This window comes from Nocardioides xinjiangensis, from assembly GCF_017916455.1.
GTDB classification, from domain to species: Bacteria; Actinomycetota; Actinomycetes; order Propionibacteriales; family Nocardioidaceae; genus Nocardioides; species Nocardioides xinjiangensis.
This window is the reverse complement of sequence record NZ_JAFMSY010000002.1, coordinates 155,697-174,232: the sequence shown is the minus strand read 5'-3', so window position 1 is coordinate 174,232 and position 18,536 is coordinate 155,697. Positions and strand designations below refer to the sequence as shown.

General features: G+C 74.6%; 17 protein-coding genes. 16 read left to right on the top strand and 1 reads right to left on the bottom strand.

Translation table 11 applies throughout. The annotated features are described in order from the left end of the window. Positions 1-5: 5 nt before the first annotated feature. On the bottom strand, positions 6-647 hold the full coding sequence (locus J3P38_RS11795) for a DUF3060 domain-containing protein (RefSeq protein ID WP_210503777.1): 642 nt from the start codon (positions 645-647) through the stop codon (positions 6-8). Positions 648-733: 86 nt separating this feature from the next. Here J3P38_RS11795 and J3P38_RS11790 point away from each other — a divergent pair, with 86 nt between their 5' ends. The 16 genes from J3P38_RS11790 to def all read left to right on the top strand — a co-directional run bounded on the left by J3P38_RS11790 (position 734) and on the right by def (position 18,529). Then, entirely contained in the window at positions 734-1,201 is a 468-nt protein-coding gene (locus tag J3P38_RS11790) for a VOC family protein (RefSeq protein ID WP_210503776.1), read from the top strand. Positions 1,202-1,391: 190 nt separating this feature from the next. Continuing rightward, entirely contained in the window at positions 1,392-3,092 is a 1,701-nt protein-coding gene (locus J3P38_RS11785; protein ID WP_210503775.1) for an ABC-F family ATP-binding cassette domain-containing protein, read from the top strand. Between the two features lie 127 nt (positions 3,093-3,219). Continuing rightward, positions 3,220-4,386, top strand: a complete 1,167-nt coding sequence (gene carA / locus J3P38_RS11780; protein WP_307807876.1) for a glutamine-hydrolyzing carbamoyl-phosphate synthase small subunit — start codon at positions 3,220-3,222, stop codon at positions 4,384-4,386. A gap of 1 nt (position 4,387) precedes the next feature. Then, the gene (gene carB, locus J3P38_RS11775) at positions 4,388-7,720 is read left to right on the top strand and encodes a carbamoyl-phosphate synthase large subunit (RefSeq protein WP_210503774.1); all 3,333 of its coding nucleotides are present in this window, start codon (positions 4,388-4,390) and stop codon (positions 7,718-7,720) included. A gap of 2 nt (positions 7,721-7,722) precedes the next feature. After that, positions 7,723-8,823: a quinone-dependent dihydroorotate dehydrogenase gene (locus J3P38_RS11770; RefSeq protein ID WP_210503773.1), complete on the top strand. Its 1,101-nt coding sequence runs from the start codon at positions 7,723-7,725 to the stop codon at positions 8,821-8,823. Then, positions 8,816-9,637: an iron-sulfur cluster-binding protein gene (locus tag J3P38_RS11765; RefSeq protein WP_210503772.1), complete on the top strand. Its 822-nt coding sequence runs from the start codon at positions 8,816-8,818 to the stop codon at positions 9,635-9,637. Before J3P38_RS11770 ends, J3P38_RS11765 begins: the two co-directional genes overlap by 8 nt. Next, on the top strand, positions 9,634-10,485 hold the full coding sequence (locus J3P38_RS11760; protein WP_210503771.1) for a tRNA-dihydrouridine synthase: 852 nt from the start codon (positions 9,634-9,636) through the stop codon (positions 10,483-10,485). Before J3P38_RS11765 ends, J3P38_RS11760 begins: the two co-directional genes overlap by 4 nt. After that, positions 10,482-11,306: an orotidine-5'-phosphate decarboxylase gene (gene pyrF / locus J3P38_RS11755; protein ID WP_210503770.1), complete on the top strand. Its 825-nt coding sequence runs from the start codon at positions 10,482-10,484 to the stop codon at positions 11,304-11,306. The genes J3P38_RS11760 and pyrF overlap by 4 nt, the downstream gene beginning before the upstream one ends. Next, complete coding sequence (locus tag J3P38_RS11750) at positions 11,303-11,782, top strand: hypothetical protein (protein ID WP_210503769.1); 480 nt, start codon at positions 11,303-11,305, stop codon at positions 11,780-11,782. The genes pyrF and J3P38_RS11750 overlap by 4 nt, the downstream gene beginning before the upstream one ends. Before the next feature lie 187 nt (positions 11,783-11,969). Beyond that, a complete protein-coding gene (gene mihF / locus J3P38_RS11745; protein ID WP_179620612.1) occupies positions 11,970-12,293 on the top strand; it encodes an integration host factor, actinobacterial type in 324 nt (107 codons plus the stop codon). Then, positions 12,290-12,919, top strand: a complete 630-nt coding sequence (gene gmk / locus J3P38_RS11740) for a guanylate kinase (RefSeq protein WP_307807875.1) — start codon at positions 12,290-12,292, stop codon at positions 12,917-12,919. Before mihF ends, gmk begins: the two co-directional genes overlap by 4 nt. A gap of 15 nt (positions 12,920-12,934) precedes the next feature. Continuing rightward, positions 12,935-13,249, top strand: a complete 315-nt coding sequence (gene rpoZ / locus J3P38_RS11735) for a DNA-directed RNA polymerase subunit omega (protein ID WP_210440974.1) — start codon at positions 12,935-12,937, stop codon at positions 13,247-13,249. Positions 13,250-13,262: 13 nt separating this feature from the next. Continuing rightward, complete coding sequence (coaBC, locus tag J3P38_RS11730) at positions 13,263-14,480, top strand: bifunctional phosphopantothenoylcysteine decarboxylase/phosphopantothenate--cysteine ligase CoaBC (protein ID WP_210503768.1); 1,218 nt, start codon at positions 13,263-13,265, stop codon at positions 14,478-14,480. A gap of 71 nt (positions 14,481-14,551) precedes the next feature. Beyond that, entirely contained in the window at positions 14,552-15,754 is a 1,203-nt protein-coding gene (gene metK, locus J3P38_RS11725) for a methionine adenosyltransferase (protein WP_210503767.1), read from the top strand. A 143-nt stretch (positions 15,755-15,897) separates the two neighbouring features. Beyond that, complete coding sequence (locus J3P38_RS11720) at positions 15,898-17,904, top strand: primosomal protein N' (RefSeq protein ID WP_210503766.1); 2,007 nt, start codon at positions 15,898-15,900, stop codon at positions 17,902-17,904. Between the two features lie 79 nt (positions 17,905-17,983). Continuing rightward, complete coding sequence (gene def / locus J3P38_RS11715; RefSeq protein ID WP_210503765.1) at positions 17,984-18,529, top strand: peptide deformylase; 546 nt, start codon at positions 17,984-17,986, stop codon at positions 18,527-18,529. The last annotated feature ends 7 nt before the right edge of the window (positions 18,530-18,536 follow it).

Sequence of the window (18,536 nt, the reverse complement as noted above, 5' to 3'; positions counted from 1 at the left end):
GGCCGTCAGCGCCTGCGGGGGCGGAGGTCGAGCAGGTTGTTCTCGCCGCGGTCGCGAAGCGTGGTGCGGCCGCGCTCCACGACCACCGCGTTGCGGTCGCCGGTGAGCACCAGCCGGTCGGCGCGTCGCAGGCGGAGGGTGTTGCCCGACCCGGTGACGCGGGTGCGGACGGCCTCGCGCGCCGTCACCGTGTCCGTGCCGCGCATCCGCAGCGCGTTGATCGTGTCGGCGCCCAGCATGGTGGAGCCGCCGGCCAGCTCGGCGCGCTCGACGAGCCCGGCCACCGTGACGCTCGACCCCGGCCCGGTCAGGACCAGCGAGCGCACGCTGGGGACGGTGAGCGTGTTCCCGGCCCCCGTCACCTCGACGTCGTAGACCGGCTTCGCGGTGACGGTGTTGTCGGCCCCCTCGACGACCAGCCGCGTGGCAGCCGGCAGCGTCACGCTCGCCCGGTCGGCCGTGACGCGCACGACCCCGCACGTCCCGCGCAGGTCGTAGGCCACGTCGTCCCAGGACAGGACCGTCTCGGTGCCGACCTCGCACTGCACGGGGACGGCGAAGCCGGCGGCCTGCGCCGGCACGGCGCTCGTGCCGGCGGCGGCACAGAGGGCGATCAGGGCGCTGGAGAGGGAGCGGCGAAGAGTCACATACCGACAGTACGCAGGATCCGCGGGCCGCGCCGTGTCCCACGTCACACGCGTGCTGGCTGTGGTCGTGGCCGTAGGGTCGGGCCATGGCCGCCGACCCGAGCTCCCCTCCGCCCGCCGACCCCTCCGCGGAGCACCTCGACTTCCCGCCGGCCGTCCCGCAGCTGCTGCACACCGTGCTCGACGCGGTCGACGTACGCCGCGAGGCCGAGTTCTGGCGCGAGCTGCTGGGGCTGGCCTACCGGCCGGGCGACGAGATCCCGGACGGCGCGGACGACGCGGACTGGCTGGTGCTGACCCACCCCGACGGACGCCGCTGCCTGGCGCTCCAGCGCGTGGAGCGGCTGCCGGAGAGCCGGTGGCCCGAGCCGGGCCATCCGTCGGTGTCGCACCTCGACACGACCGTGCCCTCCCGGTCGGCGCTGGACGCGGTGCACGAGCGCGTCCTGTCGCTGGGCGGGGAGGAGCGGCTCGACCGCACCGACGACCCCGACGAGCCGCTGCGCGCCTACGCCAGCCCGGAGGGGCACGTGTTCTGCGTCTTCGTGGCCTGAGCTCCGTGCCGGGACGCCGCGGCCGGGGCCGCCCGGTCGGAAAACCGATTGGCGACGCCGCCCGGACGTCCTAGGCTCGTCGCACCATGTGGATCCAGGACTGACCCGACTCGCGTCCGCGGCGGCGCATCATCGCGCCCGACATGCCCGGCGAGCCTCCAGCTCCTCCGAGCTCCTTCGAGGACCTCCCATGGCTGCACGCACCACACCCTCCGGTTCCCGCCCGTCCGGCGCCCGCTCGCCCGGCAACCGTTCGTCCGGCACCCGCTCGTCCGGGACGCTCGCCCCGCTCGTCGTCACCGGGCTGTCGGTCGGCTATCCCGACCGGGCCGTCCTGACCGGCGTCGACCTGCTCGCCCAGCCCGGGCGCCGCATCGGCCTCGTCGGCGAGAACGGTGCGGGCAAGTCGACCCTGCTGCGCGCCGTGGCCGGCCGGCTGCCGGCACGGGCCCGCACCTCGGGCACCGTCAGCGCCCCCGACGACCTGGTGCTGCTCGGGCAGGAGCCCCCCTTCGCCGACACCGCCAGCGTCGCCGACGTGCTCTTGATGGCGCTGGCGCCCCTGCGCGCCGCCGTCGCCGACGTCGAGCGGCTCGCCGGACACGTCGGCACGGAGGACGGGGACGCGGCGTACGGGCGGGCGCTGGAGCTGGCGCTCGCGCACGACGCCTGGGACGCGGACCGTCGCGCCGCCCTGGCCGCCGCGCGCCTGGGGCTCGACGGTCTCGACGCCGACCGCGTCGTCGGCACCCTCTCCGGCGGCCAGCGCACGCGGCTCGCCCTGGCCACCATCATGACGACCCGGCCGACCTGCCTGCTCCTCGACGAGCCCACCAACCACCTCGACGACGACGCGATCGAGGTCCTCACCGGCTTCCTGCAGGACCTGCCCGGGGCGGTCGTCCTGGCCAGCCACGACCGCGTCCTGCTGGACGACGTCTGCACCGACCTCGTGGACCTCGACGCCGGGGCGCTGGGGACCGACGGCAGCGGCGGCCGGCGCTTCGGCGGAGGGTGGAGCGCGTACGAGGCCGCCAGGGCGGACGCCCGCCGCCGGTGGGAGGAGACGTACGCCGAGCAGCAGGACGGAATCGCCCGGCTCCGCGCGGCCACCCGGATCGGGACGGGCGCGGTCGCGCACGGCCGCGGCCCGACCGACGGGGACAAGTTCGTCCACGCGTTCAAGGGCGCGCGGGTCGAGCAGACCTTGGCGCGGCGCAAGCGCGACGCCCAGCGGCGGCTGGAGGCGGCCGAGCGCGAGCAGGTGCCCAAGCCGCCGGCGCGACTGACCTTCCGCGGCCGCCTGACGGCCGGCGCGTCCGCGTCCGTCGGGCCGCTGGTCCGGGCACGCGATCTCGAGGTGGCCGGCCGGCTCCGCCTGGACCGGCTCGACGTGGCAGCGGGGGAGCACCTCCTGGTGACCGGCCCGAACGGCGCCGGGAAGTCCACGCTGCTCGGCGTCCTGTCGGGGCGGCTGACGGCCACCGCCGGCGCGGTCGAGGTCTCGGCGCGCACCGTCCGCGAGCTCACCCAGGACCCGGACGTCGTGGACCCGGCGCGCTCGGCGGCGGCGACGTACGACGACGCCGTCCGAGGCCTGCCGGACGCCCCGGCGCTCCGCGAGCTGGGCCTGCTGCACCCCCGTGACCACCGCACGCCCGTCGGCGGCCTCTCCGTCGGCCAGCGGCGCCGCCTCGGGCTCGCCGCGGCCATCGCCGCCGGGCCGGACCTGCTGCTCCTCGACGAGCCCACGAACCACGTCTCGCTCGCCCTCGCCGGCGAGCTCGAGGAGGCGCTGGCCACGTCGCCGGGCGGTGTCGTGCTGGCCTCCCACGACCGGTGGCTGCGCCGCCGGTGGGACGGGCCGGAGCTCGCGCTGCAGCCGTGGTGAGCGCGACCGGTCCGACCGGGACACCCGGTGGACGCGATGGCGTCCTGGGGGCCGCCCGCTGGTAGGGTCGGGGCCGCTCGAACATCCTTTAACGATCCGTCCCGTGAGGCGGAGAAGGAGGTACGGCGTGGCACCGCCTGCCCACGATCTGCCCGCTCCCGCGCTGCTCGTCCTGGAGGACGGTCGCACCTTCCGCGGTGAGTCCTTCGGCGCTGAGGGCGAGACCTTCGGCGAAGCGGTCTTCTCCACCGGCATGTCCGGTTACCAGGAGACCCTGACCGACCCCAGCTACCACCGCCAGGTCGTCGTGATGACCGCCCCGCACGTCGGCAACACCGGCATGAACGACGAGGACCGGGAGTCCTCGCGCATCTGGGTCGCGGGCTACGTCGTCCGGGACCCCGCGCGCGTGCCGTCGAACTGGCGCAGCGCGCGCACGCTCGCCGACGACCTCCGCGAGCAGGGCGTCGTCGGCATCAGCGGCGTCGACACCCGCGCGCTGACCCGCCACCTGCGCGAGCGCGGCGCGATGCGCGTCGGCATCTCGACGGTCGAGACCGACCCCGAGCGCCTGCTCGAGCGCGTCCGGGACGCCGCCGCGATGAGCGGCGCGAACCTCAGCGAGGCCGTCACCACCGCCGAGCCGTACGTCGTCCCGGCGCAGGGCGAGAAGCGCTTCACCGTGGCCGCCGTCGACCTCGGCATCAAGGCCAACACCCCGCGGATGATGAGCGAGCGGGGGATGGAGGTGCACGTGCTGCCCGCCACCGCGACGCTCGACGAGGTCCGGGCCACGGGCGCCGACGGGCTGTTCTTCTCCAACGGCCCGGGCGACCCCGCCGCCACCACCCGCCAGGTCGAGCTGCTGCAGGACGCGCTGCGCGCCGGCATCCCGTACTTCGGCATCTGCTTCGGCAACCAGCTGTTCGGGCGCGCCCTGGGGTTCGGCACCTACAAGCTCAAGTACGGCCACCGCGGCATCAACCAGCCGGTGATGGACCGCACGACCGGCAGGGTCGAGGTCACCGCGCACAACCACGGCTTCGCCGTCGACGCGCCCCTCGAGGGCGCCACTGCCACCGAGTTCGGTGACGCGTCGGTCAGCCACGTCTGCCTCAACGACGACGTCGTCGAGGGGCTCGAGCTGCGCGACGGCGACGGGCGGCTGCGGTCGTTCTCCGTGCAGTACCACCCGGAGGCCGCCGCCGGCCCGCACGACGCGGCGTACCTCTTCGACCGGTTCGGGGACCTGATGTCCGACCGGGCCCGCACCGGCGCAGGGACGGAGGCCTGAGATGCCCAAGCGCACCGACATCCAGAGCGTGCTCGTCATCGGCTCGGGGCCGATCATCATCGGCCAGGCCGCGGAGTTCGACTACTCCGGCACCCAGGCGTGCCGGGTGCTGCGCCAGGAGGGCCTGCGGGTCGTCCTCGTCAACTCCAACCCGGCCACGATCATGACCGACCCGGAGTTCGCCGACGCCACCTACGTCGAGCCCATCACCCCCGACTACGTCGAGAAGGTCATCGCCAAGGAGCGCCCCGACGCCCTGCTCGCCACGCTCGGCGGGCAGACCGCGCTGAACTGCGCGATGGCGCTCGACCGCGCCGGGGTGCTCGAGAAGTACGGCGTGGAGCTCATCGGCGCCTCCATCGAGGCGATCGAGCGCGGCGAGAACCGCCAGCAGTTCAAGAAGATCGTCGAGCAGCTCGGCGGCGAGTCCGCCCGCAGCGTCATCTGCCACTCGGTGGACGACCTGCTCGCCGCCGCCGACGAGCTCGGCTACCCCATGGTGGTCCGCCCGTCGTTCACCATGGGCGGCACCGGCTCCGGCATGGCCTACGACGAGGCCGACCTGCGCCGCATCGGCGGCGCCGGCCTCGCCGCCAGCCCGACCACCGAGGTGCTCCTCGAGGAGTCGATCCTCGGCTGGAAGGAGTACGAGCTCGAGGTCATGCGCGACCGCGCCGACAACAGCGTGATCGTCTGCTCGATCGAGAACCTCGACCCGATGGGGGTGCACACCGGCGACTCGATCACGGTCGCGCCGGCGATGACGCTCACCGACCGCGAGTACCAGAAGATGCGCGACCTCGCGATCGGCATCATCCGCGCCGTCGGCGTCGACACGGGCGGCTGCAACATCCAGTACGCCGTGAACCCGGCCGACGGGCGCCTGATCGTCATCGAGATGAACCCGCGCGTCTCCCGGTCCTCGGCCCTGGCCTCGAAGGCCACGGGCTTCCCGATCGCGAAGATCGCCGCCAAGGTCGCGATCGGCTACACCCTCGACGAGATCCGCAACGACATCACCGAGGAGACGCCGGCGTCCTTCGAGCCGACGCTCGACTACGTCGTGGTCAAGGTGCCGCGGTTCGCCTTCGAGAAGTTCCCCGAGGCCGACCCCACGCTGACCACCCACATGAAGTCCGTGGGCGAGGCGATGGCGATCGGCCGCAACTTCACCGAGGCGCTGCAGAAGGCGCTGCGCTCGCTGGAGAGCAAGCACGCGCCCTTCGACTGGCACAAGGAGCACGTCGAGCTCGACAAGGCCGCGCTGCTCGACGAGGTGCGGGTGCCGCACGACGGGCGGCTGCGCAAGGTCATGGACGCCATCCGCGCCGGCGCCACGCCGGAAGAGGTCTTCGAGGCCACCAGCATCGACCCGTGGTTCGTCGACCAGCTCGCGCTCATCAACGAGGTCGCCGGCCGGCTCATCGCGGCCACCGAGCTCACCCCCGAGCTGCTGCGGCTGGCCAAGCGCCACGGGTTCTCCGACGAGCAGATCGGCAAGATCCGCGGCCTGAGCGCCGACGTGGTCCGCGGGGTCCGGCACGCCCTGGGCATCCGGCCGGTCTTCAAGACCGTCGACACCTGCGCCGCCGAGTTCGCCGCGCGCACGCCGTACCACTACTCCTCCTACGACGAGGAGACCGAGGTGCAGCCGCGGGCCGACGGCAAGGAGGCCGTGATCATCCTGGGCTCCGGGCCCAACCGCATCGGTCAGGGCATCGAGTTCGACTACAGCTGCGTGCACGCCTCGCTCGCGCTGGCCGAGGCCGGCTACGAGACGATCATGGTCAACTGCAACCCGGAGACGGTCAGCACCGACTACGACACCTCCGACCGGCTCTACTTCGAGCCGCTGACCCTCGAGGACGTCCTCGAGATCGTCCACGCCGAGCAGCAGGCGGGTCCGGTCGCCGGGGTCGTGTGCCAGCTCGGCGGCCAGACGCCGCTCGGCCTCGCCCAGGGCCTCGCCGACGCGGGCGTGCCGATCGTCGGCACCACCCCCGAGGCGATCCACCTCGCCGAGGAGCGCGGCGCCTTCGGCCGCGTGCTGGCCGACGCCGGCCTCCCGGCGCCCAAGCACGGCACCGCGACGTCGTACCCCCAGGCGCAGCGCATCGCCCACGAGATCGGCTACCCGGTGCTGGTGCGGCCGTCCTACGTGCTCGGCGGGCGCGGCATGGAGATCGTCTACGACGACACCGCCCTGGAGGCCTACCTCGAGAAGTACGTCGCCAACGGCCTGATCAGCGAGAGGCAGCCGGTGCTGGTCGACCGGTTCCTCGACGACGCGGTGGAGATCGACGTCGACGGGCTCTTCGACGGCGACGAGCTGTTCCTCGGCGGCGTGATGGAGCACATCGAGGAGGCCGGCATCCACTCCGGCGACTCGTCCTGCGCGCTGCCGCCGATCACCCTCGGCCGCGAGGAGATCGACCGGATCCGCCGCTCGACGGAGGCCATCGCCCGGGGGCTCGGCGTGCGCGGGCTGCTCAACATCCAGTACGCCCTCGCCTCCGACGTGCTCTACGTGCTCGAGGCCAACCCGCGCGCGTCGCGGACCGTGCCGTTCGTCTCCAAGGCCACCGCCACGCCGCTCGCCAAGGCCGCCGCCCGGGTGATGCTCGGCGAGTCCATCGCGGACCTCCGGGCCGCCGGGGTGCTCCCCGCCGAGGGCGACGGCGGGCACCTGCGCGACGGCTCGCCCATCGCGGTCAAGGAGGCGGTCATGCCGTTCGACCGCTTCAAGACCGCCGACGGCCGCACCGTCGACGCGCTGCTCGGCCCCGAGATGCGCTCGACCGGCGAGGTCATGGGATTCGACGCCTTCTTCGGCACCGCGTTCGCCAAGGCGCAGGCCGCCGCCTACGGCTCGCTGCCGCTGTCGGGCAAGGTGTTCGTCTCGGTCGCCAACCGCGACAAGCGCCACATGATCTTCCCGGTCAAGCAGATCGCCGACATGGGCTTCGAGATCCTCGCCACCGCGGGCACGGCCGAGGTGCTGCGCCGCAACGGCGTGGAGGCCACGGTGGTCCGCAAGCAGTCCGAGGGGGAGGGCCCCGACGGCGAGCCGACGATCGTGGGGCGCATCCGCAACCGCGAGGTCGACCTGGTGATCAACACGCCCCACGGCGCCACCAGCGGCGGCTCGCCGCGTGCCGACGGCTACGACATCCGCACGGCGGCGGTGATCACCGACATCCCGTGCATCACCACCATCCAGGGCCTCGGCGCCGCGGTGCAGGGGCTCGAGGCGATGCGTCGCGGGGAGATCGGGGTGCGGTCGCTGCAGGACTGGGCGGCGCTGGCCGCCGCCTCGTCGGCCGACCGGGCCTGACCGTGCGCGCCTACGACCTCCTCTTCGAGCACGCGCTCACCCGGGTCGACCCGGAGCGTGCGCACCACGCGGCGTTCCGGGCGATCCGGGCGGCCGCGCCCGTCACGAGCCGGCTGCTCGGAACCCGGCACGAGGGGCGCGCGCACGCGGGCGCACCGGTCCGGGCGCTGGGGCTGAGCTTCCCGCACCCCCTCGGCCTGGCCGCCGGCTTCGACAAGAACGCCGTGGGCATCGACGGCCTCGCCGCGCTGGGGTTCGGGCACGTGGAGGTCGGCACCGTGACCGGCGAGCCCCAGCCCGGCAACCCCCGTCCGCGGCTGTTCCGGCTCACCGCGGACCGGGCGATCGTCAACCGCATGGGCTTCAACAACGACGGCGCCGAGGTGGTCGCGCGGCGGCTCCGTCGATGGCGCACGGCGAACCCCCCGGTGGCTGAGGCCGCTTCGCAGGATGGCCGGACCTCGTTCCTCGGTCCGCCCATCCTGGGCGTCAACATCGGCAAGTCGAAGGTCGTGCCGGAGGACGACGCCGCCCGCGACTACGAGAAGTCCGCGGGGCTGCTGGCGCCCCACGCCGACTACCTCGTCGTCAACGTGTCCTCGCCCAACACGCCGGGACTGCGCAACCTGCAGGCGGTCGAGAAGCTGGAGCCGCTGCTGGCCGCCGTACGCCGGCGCGCCGACGAGGTGCGTCCCGACCACCGCGTCCCGCTGCTGGTGAAGATCGCGCCCGACCTGGGCGACGAGGACGTCGCGGCCGTCGCCGACCTCGCGCTGGCCAGCGGCCTCGACGGCATCATCGCCACCAACACCACCATCGGCCGCGACGGCCTCACGACCCCGGCCGCGCGGGTCGCGGAGGTCGGCGCGGGGGGACTCAGCGGGCGCCCGCTCACGGAGCGCTCCGAGGCGGTGCTGCGCATGCTGCGCGAGCGGGTCGGGCCCGACCTGACCCTCGTCGGCGTCGGTGGCATCACGACGGTCGACGACGCCCGGCGCCGGCTCGCCGCGGGAGCCGACCTGCTCCAGGGCTACACGGCCTTCGTCTACGAGGGGCCGCTGTGGCCCCGGCGCATCGTGCGGGGACTCGCTGCGGATGGCTGAGGAGCGGGGCCGCGCTCCCGGCGCGGTGCACGTCGACGGCGAGGTGGTCGCCAGCAAGCGCGTCGGGGCCTACCGTCACCTCACCCTCACGGCGCCGGGCGTCCCCGAGCGGTTCCGCGCCGGCAGCTTCGTCGCGGTCACCGTCGCCGGGCACGTGGCCCGCCGTGCCCTGTGGGTGCACCGGGTCCGGGCGTCGAGCGCCTTCGGCCCCACCCTCGACGTCGTCGTCGAGGTGCGGGGGAGCGGCACCGCGTGGCTGGCCGCCCTGCCCGTCGGCGCCAGGGTCACCCTCACCGGCCCCCTCGGGCGGCCCTTCGCGCTACCCCGGGACGCCGTGTCCTGCCTGCTCGTCGGCGAGGGCTACGCCGCGGCACCCCTCTTCCCCCTCGCCGAGCGGCTGCGCGAGCGCGGCTGCTCGGTGTCGCTCGTGGTCTCGGCCCCCGACGAGTCGCACCTGCTCTCGGCGCTCGAGGCCCGGCGCTGGGTCCGGTCCGTCACGGTGCTGACCGCCGACGGGTCGGTCGGCCGGCGGGGCCACGTCGCCGACCACCTCCACGAGCTCGTCGAGCGCAGCGACGCCGACGTCGTCTACGCCGCGGGACCCGCGGCCGTCCTGGCCGGTGCCGCGGCAGCGGCCGAGCGGGCCGGGGCCTGGAGCCAGGTGGCGGTGGAGGTGCCCACCGCCTGCGGCACCGGGCTCTGCCACGGCTGTCCGCTGCCCGTCGTCGGTGAGGACGGCGTCGACCGCGTGGTGCGTGCCTGTGCCGAGGGACCCGTCGTCCGCGGCGACCGCGTGCGCTGGGACGCCCTGTGAGCGCCCGCGTGCCGGGGCCGGTCATGGTCGCTGCCGGCTGTGGCGGCACCGGTCGCGAGCTCGAGCCGTACGCCGGCCCCGAGGGCCTCGACGGCCTCGACTTCGTCACCCGGTCGATCACGCTCGACCCCCGCTCCGGCGGGCCGGGCCCGCGGATCGCCGAGGTCCCCGGCGGCCTCGTGAACGCCGTCGGTCTGCCCAACCCGGGCCTGGAGCACTTCCTGGCGACCGAGCTGCCCTGGTTGGTGCGCGCGGGCGCGAGGGTGGTGGTGTCCGTCGCCGGCTCGACGCTGGGGGAGTACGCCGACCTCGCCCGCCGCCTCAGCCGCGCGCCGGGCGTCGCCGGGCTCGAGGTCAACGTCGGCGCACCCGACGAGGACGGCGCCGGGCTCCTCGCGGTCCGCGAACCGTTCCACGCGGCCGGCGTGGTCGCCGCGGTCCGGCGCGAGTTCCCCACCGACCGGCCGGTGCTCGTCAAGCTGCGCCCCGACGTGTCCCGCGTCGTCGAGGGCGCCCGCTCCTGCCACGAGGCGGGAGCCAGCGCCGTGGTGGTCGGCAACGCCGTTCCCGCCGCCTTCCCCGACGGCCGGTCCGGCGGCCTGAGCGGCCCCGCCGTCGCACCGGTCGCGCTGCGCTGCGTCGCCGAGGTGCACCGGGCGCTGCCCGGCGTCCCGGTGATCGGCTGCGGCGGGGTGCGCGACCTGCCGTCCGCAACCGCCTACCTCGACGCCGGCGCGACCGCGGTCCAGGTCGGCACCGCGCTCCTGCACGACCCGACCACCGTGGCGCGGCTGCGGGCCGCGCTGCGCCCGACCGCCCACCCGCCCGCAGCAGAGGAGACCCCATGACCCCCTTCGGCACCCGCCTGGCCAACGCCATCGAGGAGCGCGGACGGTTCTGCGTGGGCATCGACCCGCACGCCGGGCTCCTGCACCACTGGGGGCTCTCCGACGACGTCGCGTCGCTGGAGCGCTTCGCCCTCACCGTCGTGGAGGCGGTGGCCCCGGTGGTCGGCGTGGTGAAGCCGCAGAGCGCGTTCTACGAACGATTCGGCAGCCCGGGCGTCGCGGTGCTCGAGCGGGTGGTCGCCGAGGCGCGGGCGGCCGGCGCGCTGGTGATCATGGACGCCAAGCGCGGGGACATCGGCTCGACCAGCGAGGCCTACGCGCAGGCCTACCTCGATCCCACCTCGCCGCTGGCCTCGGACGCCCTGACGGCCAGCCCCTACCTCGGCTTCGGGTCGCTCGACCCGATGCTCGAGGCGTGCCGCCGCCACGGCGGCGGGCTGTTCGTGCTCGCGCTCACCTCGAACAAGGAGGGCCCGGAGGTGCAGCACGCCCGCACGGCCGACGGCACCGTCGCGGGGACGGTCCTGGCCCACCTGCGCACCGCGAACGCGGGTGCCGAGCCGATCGGCTCCTTCGGCGCCGTCGTCGGCGCGACGATCGGCGAGACGGTCGAGGACCTCGACGTCAACGGGCCCCTCCTGGTGCCGGGCTACGGCGCGCAGGGCGGCACCGCCGACGACCTCGTGCGCATCCTCGGCCCCGCTGCCCGGTGGGCGCTGCCGAGCTCGTCGCGCGAGGTGCTGCGCGCCGGCCCCGACGTCACGGCGCTGCGCGACGCGGCCCTGCGCGGCAACGACGCCGTGCGGGGCCTGGGAGCGTGACCCCGCCCCGCCGCCGCCCGGCGGGCGCCGCGCAGGTGCCCCTCGTCCTGCTGCCCTTGCTCCTGCTGACCTTCCTCCTTCTGGCCGGGTGCTCGGATGACCCGCAGGAGACCTACTGCGCCGCCGTGGAGGAGCACCAGGCGGAGCTCACCGAGGTCGCGGCCTCCGACGACGCGGCCGCCGTGTTCGACGCCCTGGCCGCCTACGACGACCTCGCAGCCCTCGCGCCGCGTGACGTCGCGGACGACTGGGCGGCCGTCGTGGAGCCGCTGCACGCGTTGCGGGAGGTCCTCGAGGAGCACGACGTCGACCCGTCGACGTACGCCGCCACGAAGCCCCCGGCCGGCCTCGGCGACGCGGCCCGCGACGAGATCGAGGCGGCCGCCCGCGACGTGGGCGCCCAGCGCACGGTGGAGGCGATGGCGGCGGTCGAGCAGCACGCCCTCGACGTCTGCGGGACGCCGCTGTCGCGCTAGCGCGGGGGCGCCGCTGTCGCCGACGTCACGTCCACGGGACACCGCGACGACCCGATTGCCCGACCCCGCAGGACCTGACTAGATTGAGCCGGACGTCCGACGGACGACCGTCGCGGACGGGAGTCCGGACCAGGGTCCGGACCGCCGTCCGGACCAGCCGGAACCACGACCCGGAAGGACCGCCTCCGTGGCCTTGCCCCCTCTGACGCCCGAGCAGCGCCAGGCAGCCCTCGACAAGGCTGCGGCCTCCCGACGCGAGCGGGCCGAGGTGAAGAACCGCCTCAAGAACTCGGGTGGCTCCATCCTCGACGTGCTGCACGAGGGCCAGACCAACGAGGTCATCGGCAAGATGCGGGTCGTCGAGCTCCTCCAGTCGGTCCCCGGCCTGGGCCGCGTGCGCGCGCGCCAGGTGATGGAGCGCCTGGGCATCGCCGAGAGCCGCCGCGTGCGCGGGCTCGGCGTCAAGCAGGTCGCCGCGCTCGAGCGCGAGTTCGGCCCCGACGCATCGTGATCGAGACCGGTCATCCCGCCGACGCCGGCACCCGGAGCGGACGCTCCCGCCTGATCGTCCTGGCCGGCCCCACCGCCGTCGGCAAGGGCACCGTCGCGGCCGCCGTGCGCGAGACGCACCCCGAGGTCTGGATCTCGGTGTCGGCCACGACGCGCGCCCCGCGGCCGGGCGAGGAGAACGGCGTCCACTACTGGTTCGTCTCCGACGAGGAGTTCGACGCCATGGTGGAGAAGGGCGACCTGCTCGAGTGGGCGGTGGTCCACCGGGCGGCCCGCTACGGCACGCCCCGCGGCCCCGTCGACCTCGCCCTCGCCTCGGGGCAGCCGGCCATGCTCGAGATCGACCTGCAGGGCGCCCGGCAGGTGCGCGAGACGATGCCCGAGGCGCTGTTCGTCTTCCTCAAGCCGCCGTCGTGGGAGGAGCTCGTGCGTCGCCTCGTCGGTCGCGGCACCGAGGACGAGGCCGAGCGCGAGCGCCGCCTGGAGACGGCCCGCCACGAGCTGGCCGCCGAGAGCGAGTTCGACGTGACCATCGTCAACCACGAAGTTCACGCCGCTGCGGACGAGTTGGTAGCCTTGATGGTTGGACCCGGTCTGCGTCATCCCGACCAGCCCCCTTCTGACTAGCGAGGCACCCACACCGTGGCTTCTCCCACCATCGCCGCCGAGGGCGTCACCAACCCCTCGATCGACGACCTGCTCAGCAAGACCGACAGCAAGTACAAGCTGGTGCTCTACAGCGCCCAGCGCGCGCGCCAGATCAACGCCTACTACTCTCAGCTCGGCGAGGGCCTGCTGGAGTACGTCGGCCCGCTGGTCGACACCCACGTGCAGGAGAAGCCCCTCTCGATCGCGCTGCGCGAGATCAACGAGGACCTCCTGACCTGCGAGGACATCGACCCCGCCGCCGAGGCCGCCGCCGCCGAGGCCGCCGCTGCCGGCGACGTCACGGAGTGACGCGAGCCTCGCGATGACCGCACGGGTCGTCCTGGGCGTCTCCGGCGGGATCGCGGCCTACAAGGCCTGTGAGCTGCTGCGCCGGTTCACCGAGTCCGGCCACGACGTCACCGTCGTGCCCACGGCTGCGGCGCTGGAGTTCGTCGGCGCGCCGACGTGGGCGGCCCTGTCGGGCAAGCCGGTGGCGACCGACGTCTGGACCGACGTGCACGCCGTGCCGCACGTCCACATCGGCCAGCACGCCGACGTGGTGGTGGTCGCCCCAGCGACCGCCGACGTGCTGGCCCGGGCCGCGCACGGACTCGCCGACGACCTGCTCGCGAACACCCTGCTCACCGCGCGCTGCCCGGTCGTGTTCGCCCCGGCGATGCACACCGAGATGTGGGAGCACCCCGCGACCCAGGCCAACGTGGCCACGCTGCGCAAGCGGGGGGCGGTCGTGGTCGAGCCCGCCGAGGGGCGGCTGACCGGCGCCGACACCGGCAAGGGCCGCCTGCCGGATCCCGCGGAGATCTTCGAGCTCGTGCTCGGCGTCCTCGAGCGCGGCGCCGACGCGACGCAGGACCTCGCCGGCCGCAAGGTCGTCGTGTCGGCGGGTGGCACCCGCGAGTACCTCGACCCCGTGCGCTTCCTCGGCAACCGCTCCTCGGGCCTGCAGGGCTACGCCCTCGCTCGGGCGGCCGCCGCCCGGGGGGCGCACGTGACCCTGGTCAGCGCCAACGTGTCGCTGCCCGACCCCGCCGGCGCGAGCGTCGTACGCGTCGAGACGACCGAGCAGCTGCGTGAGGCCGTGGTCGCCGCGACGGCCACCGCCGACGCCGTGGTGATGGCGGCGGCGCCCGCCGACTTCCGGCCCACCGCGGTCAGCGACGCCAAGATCAAGAAGGCCGACGACGGCTCGGCGCCGGCGATCGAGCTGGAGCAGAACCCCGACGTCCTGGCCGAGATCTCCCACCACCGGGCCCGGTCCGGCTCCGTGGTCGTGGGCTTCGCCGCCGAGACCGGTGACGCCACCGGCACGGTGCTCGACCTCGGTCGCGCCAAGCTGGCTCGCAAGGGGTGCGACCTGCTCGTCGTCAACGACGTAAGCGGGGGAGCGGTCTTCGGCAGCGCCGACAACGAGGCGGTCATCCTGGGCGCCGACGGAACGGCCGTCGAGGTCGCCCGCGGCAGCAAGGCGGCGCTCGCACACATCATCTGGGACGAGGTCGCCCGGCGATTCGCCGACTGAGACCGGTGTCCCGGATGCTGGCCAACAGGTACGTTTCCACCGACCGTTCGAGCAGAAGAATCGAGAGCAACGTGGCTGGACGCCTCTTCACCTCCGAGTCCGTGACCGAGGGACACCCGGACAAGATCGCCGACCGCATCAGCGACTCGGTCCTCGACCACCTGATGCGCGAGGACCCCGACACCGCCAACCTGCGCGTGGCGGTGGAGACGCTGCTGACCACGGGCCTCGTCGTGGTGGCGGGCGAGGTCCGCACCAACGCCTACGCGCCGGTGGCCGACATCGTCCGCAAGGCGATCCTCGACATCGGCTACGACTCCTCGGAGAAGGGCTTCGACGGCCACACGTGCGGCGTCCAGGTCGCCATCGGCGCACAGTCCAGCGACATCGCCGCCGGCGTCGACGCCGGCCACGAGTCCCGCGTCGGCGAGTCCGACGACGAGCTCGACAAGCGCGGCGCCGGCGACCAGGGGCTGATGTTCGGCTACGCCTGCGACGACACGCCCGAGCTGATGCCGCTCCCGATCACCATCGCCCAGCGGCTCGCCGCCCGCCTCACCCGGGTCCGCAAGGACGGCACGCTCGACTACCTCCGTCCCGACGGCAAGACCCAGGTCACCATCGAGTATGACGAGGACGACCGCCCGGTGCGCATCGACACCGTGGTGCTGTCCACCCAGCACGACGCCGACGTCGAGCACGCGACGCTCGAGGCCGACGTCAAGCAGCACGTCATCGACCCGGTCCTCGCGGACTTCGACCTGCCCTCCGAGGGCTACCGGATGCTCGTCAACCCCACCGGCACGTTCGTCATCGGCGGCCCGATGGGCGACGCCGGCCTGACCGGTCGCAAGATCATCGTCGACACCTACGGCGGCATGGCCCGCCACGGCGGCGGGGCGTTCTCCGGCAAGGACCCGTCGAAGGTCGACCGCTCGGCCGCCTACGCGATGCGCTGGGTCGCCAAGAACGTCGTGGCCGCCGGCCTGGCCCGGCGCTGCGAGGCGCAGGTCGCCTACGCGATCGGCAAGGCCGCCCCCGTCGGCGTGTTCATCCAGACCTTCGGCACCGGGGTCGTGCCCGACGAGAAGATCCAGGACGCCGTGCTCGAGGTCTTCGACCTCCGCCCGGCCGCGATCATCCGCGACCTCGAGCTGCTCCGGCCGATCTACGCCGAGACGTCGGCCTATGGCCACTTCGGCCGCGAGCTCCCGGAGTTCACCTGGGAGCGCACCGACCGCGCCGAGAAGCTGAAGGCCGCCGCCGGCGTCTGACCCGCCGCACGTCGTCCCTCCCGTGCTTGCAATCCCCCGCTCAAGCGGGGGATTGCGAACTTCCGGGGGCCTGCACACCACAGGAAGTTCGAGGACGCCCCGGGAGGTCCGGGCTGTCCGAGCCCGCTGACACAATCGGCCGCATGACCTCACGCGAAGCCCCGGAAGCAGACATGCTCCCGGGGCTTCGTGCCGCCGTGGACGACGCGAAGGCCAAGGCGGCGGCCACGCGGCGCCGTAGGGCCGCCGCGTGGGAGCCCGCGGAGACCGATCCGGTGGCGCGGGTGCTCGTCGACGTGGCGCTCGCCCACCTCGACCGCCCGTTCGACTACGCCGTCCCGCGCGCGATGGCCGACACCGCGGTCCCCGGCGCCCGGGTGAAGGTGCGCTTCGCCGGCCAGGACGTCGACGGCTACGTCGTGGCGCGCGGCGCCGAGTCCGACCACACCGGCCGGCTCCAGCCGCTGCGCCGCGTGGTGAGCCCCGAGCCCGTGCTCGCGCCCGAGATCGCCGCACTGAGCGAGACGCTCGCCCGCAGGTACGCCGGCGCCCGGTCCGACGTGCTGCGCCTGGCGGTCCCACCCCGGCACGCCGCGACCGAAAAGGCGCCCTCGCCGCCCGCGCCGGCCCTCACCCCGCGGCCCCCGACGACGTGGACCGAGGTCGAGCACGCCGACGCGTTCCTGCGCCGCCTCGCCGCCCGCGGCTCGCCCCGGGCGGTGTGGTCCGCCGCCCCGGCCGACGACTGGCCGGCCATGCTGGCGGAGGCGGTCGCAGCGACGTACGCCGGCGGCCGCGGCGCGCTCGTGTGCGTGCCCGACCGGCGCGACGTCGCCCGGCTCGACGCCGCACTGACGGCGCTCCTGGGCGAGGGGCACCACGTCACACTGGGCGCCGACGGCGGTCCGGCGGCGCGCTACCGCGACTTCCTCGCCGTCTCGCGCGGCGCCCGCCGGGTGGTCGTCGGCACCCGGTCGGCGGCGTTCGCCCCGGTCCACGACCTCGGGCTGGTCGTGGTGTGGGACGACGGCGACGACCTGCACGCCGAGCCCCGCGCTCCCTACCCGCACACCCGCGAGGTGCTGCTCGCGCGTGCGGAGCAGCAGGGCACGGCCGCCCTCGTCGGCGGGGTCGCCCGGACCCCGGAGGCGCAGCAGCTCCTCGCCGCCGGGTGGGCGCACGAGCTCGCCGTGCCGCGCGAGGTGCTGCGCCGACGCGTCCGCGTGGAGGCAGTGCCCGCCGAGGACCGGTCCGTGGGCACCCGCATCCCGCGCCCGGCCTACGACGCCATCCGGCGGGGCCTGACCACCGGGCCGGTCCTCGTCCAGACGCCGCGGGCTGGCTACGCGGCGTCCCTCGCCTGCGACACGTGCCGGGCGCCCGCCCGCTGCAGCGTGTGCACCGGGCCCCTCGCCATGGCGGGTCCCGCCGTGCCCCCGCAGTGCCGCTGGTGCGGCCACGCGGAGTCCCCCTGGGCCTGTCCCGCGTGCGGCGGGCACGGCCTGCGCGCCCCCGTGCGGGGGGAGGCGCGCACCGCGGAGGAGCTGGGCCGGATGTTCCCCGGCACGATGGTGCGCAGCTCGAGCGGCGACCGGGTCGTGGACCGCGTCGGCGAGCGCGCGGACCTCGTGGTCGCGACGGTCGGCGCCGAGCCCGTCGCGGAGGCCGGGTACGCCGCCGTCGTCGTCCTCGACACCTGGCTGAGCCTGGCCCGCGACGACCTCCGTGCCGCCGAGGAGGCGCTGCGCCGCTGGCTCAACGCTGCTGCCCTCGTCCGCGCCGGCGGGCAGGTCGTTGCCGTCGGCGACCCCGCGCACCCGGCGCTGCAGGCGCTGGTGCGGTGGGACCCCGCCGGGTTCGCCCGCCGCGAGGCGGAGGAGCGCGCGCTGGCGCACCTGCCCCCGGCGGCCCGCCTGGCGACCGTGACCGGCGACATCGGCGCGCTCGACGACGTGCTGCACCTGCTGGACCTCCCCGAGGGCGCCGAGGTCCTGGGTCCGGTTCCCGCCGGCGACGAGCACCGCGTGCTGCTCCGCGTCCCACGGGTCGCGGGCGAGGCGCTCTCCGGCGCGCTGGGCGACCTCCAGCGGATCCGGTCCGCACGCAAGCTCGAGCCCGTCCGGGTCCAGGTCGACCCGCTGTCGGTATGAGCACCGTCGATGGGCGCTGCGGCGCCGGCCGTCCCTAGACTGGTCCCTCGTCCGCACGGCAGCAGCTGCAAGGAGACCCGTGGCCGTCCAGCCCATCCGCCTCTTCGGTGACCCCGTGCTGCGCCAGCGCGCTGTCCAGGTCGACGACTTCGACAAGGAGGTCCGGCAGCTCGTCACCGACCTCACCGACACCATGCTGGCCGCGCCCGGCGCCGGCCTCGCGGCGCCGCAGATCGGTGTCAGCCTGCGGGTGTTCACCTGGAACGTCGAGGGCGAGGTCGGTCACCTCGTCAACCCCACGCTCCAGCTGTCCGACGAGACCCAGGACGGCGCGGAGGGGTGCCTGTCGCTGCCCGAGCTGACCTACGAGTGCCTGCGCGCGCTGTCGGTGGTCGCCACCGGCTTCGACATGTACGGCGAGCCGCAGCGGATCGAGGCCTCCGAGCTCCTCGCCCGCGCCATGCAGCACGAGACCGACCACCTCGACGGCATCCTGTTCATCGACAAGCTGGACACCCAGGCCCGCAAGGCGGCCATGAAGGAGATCCGCGAGTCCGACTGGTTCGGCCTGGAGCGGCCGGCGGTCAAGGTCAGCCCCCATCCCACGAACGGGTTCGCCCGGTGACGGGGCG

What these genes read in the sequence shown, in the direction of transcription:
- J3P38_RS11790 (WP_210503776.1), top strand. Translation starts at nt 734, where the DNA reads ATGGCCGCCGACCCGAGCTCCCCTCCGCCCGCCGACCCCTCCGCGGAG.
- J3P38_RS11785 (WP_210503775.1), top strand. Translation starts at nt 1,392, where the DNA reads ATGGCTGCACGCACCACACCCTCCGGTTCCCGCCCGTCCGGCGCCCGC.
- carB (WP_210503774.1), top strand. Translation starts at nt 4,388, where the DNA reads ATGCCCAAGCGCACCGACATCCAGAGCGTGCTCGTCATCGGCTCGGGG.
- J3P38_RS11765 (WP_210503772.1), top strand. Translation starts at nt 8,816, where the DNA reads ATGGCTGAGGAGCGGGGCCGCGCTCCCGGCGCGGTGCACGTCGACGGC.
- pyrF (WP_210503770.1), top strand. Translation starts at nt 10,482, where the DNA reads ATGACCCCCTTCGGCACCCGCCTGGCCAACGCCATCGAGGAGCGCGGA.
- coaBC (WP_210503768.1), top strand. Translation starts at nt 13,263, where the DNA reads ATGACCGCACGGGTCGTCCTGGGCGTCTCCGGCGGGATCGCGGCCTAC.
- J3P38_RS11720 (WP_210503766.1), top strand. Translation starts at nt 15,898, where the DNA reads ATGACCTCACGCGAAGCCCCGGAAGCAGACATGCTCCCGGGGCTTCGT.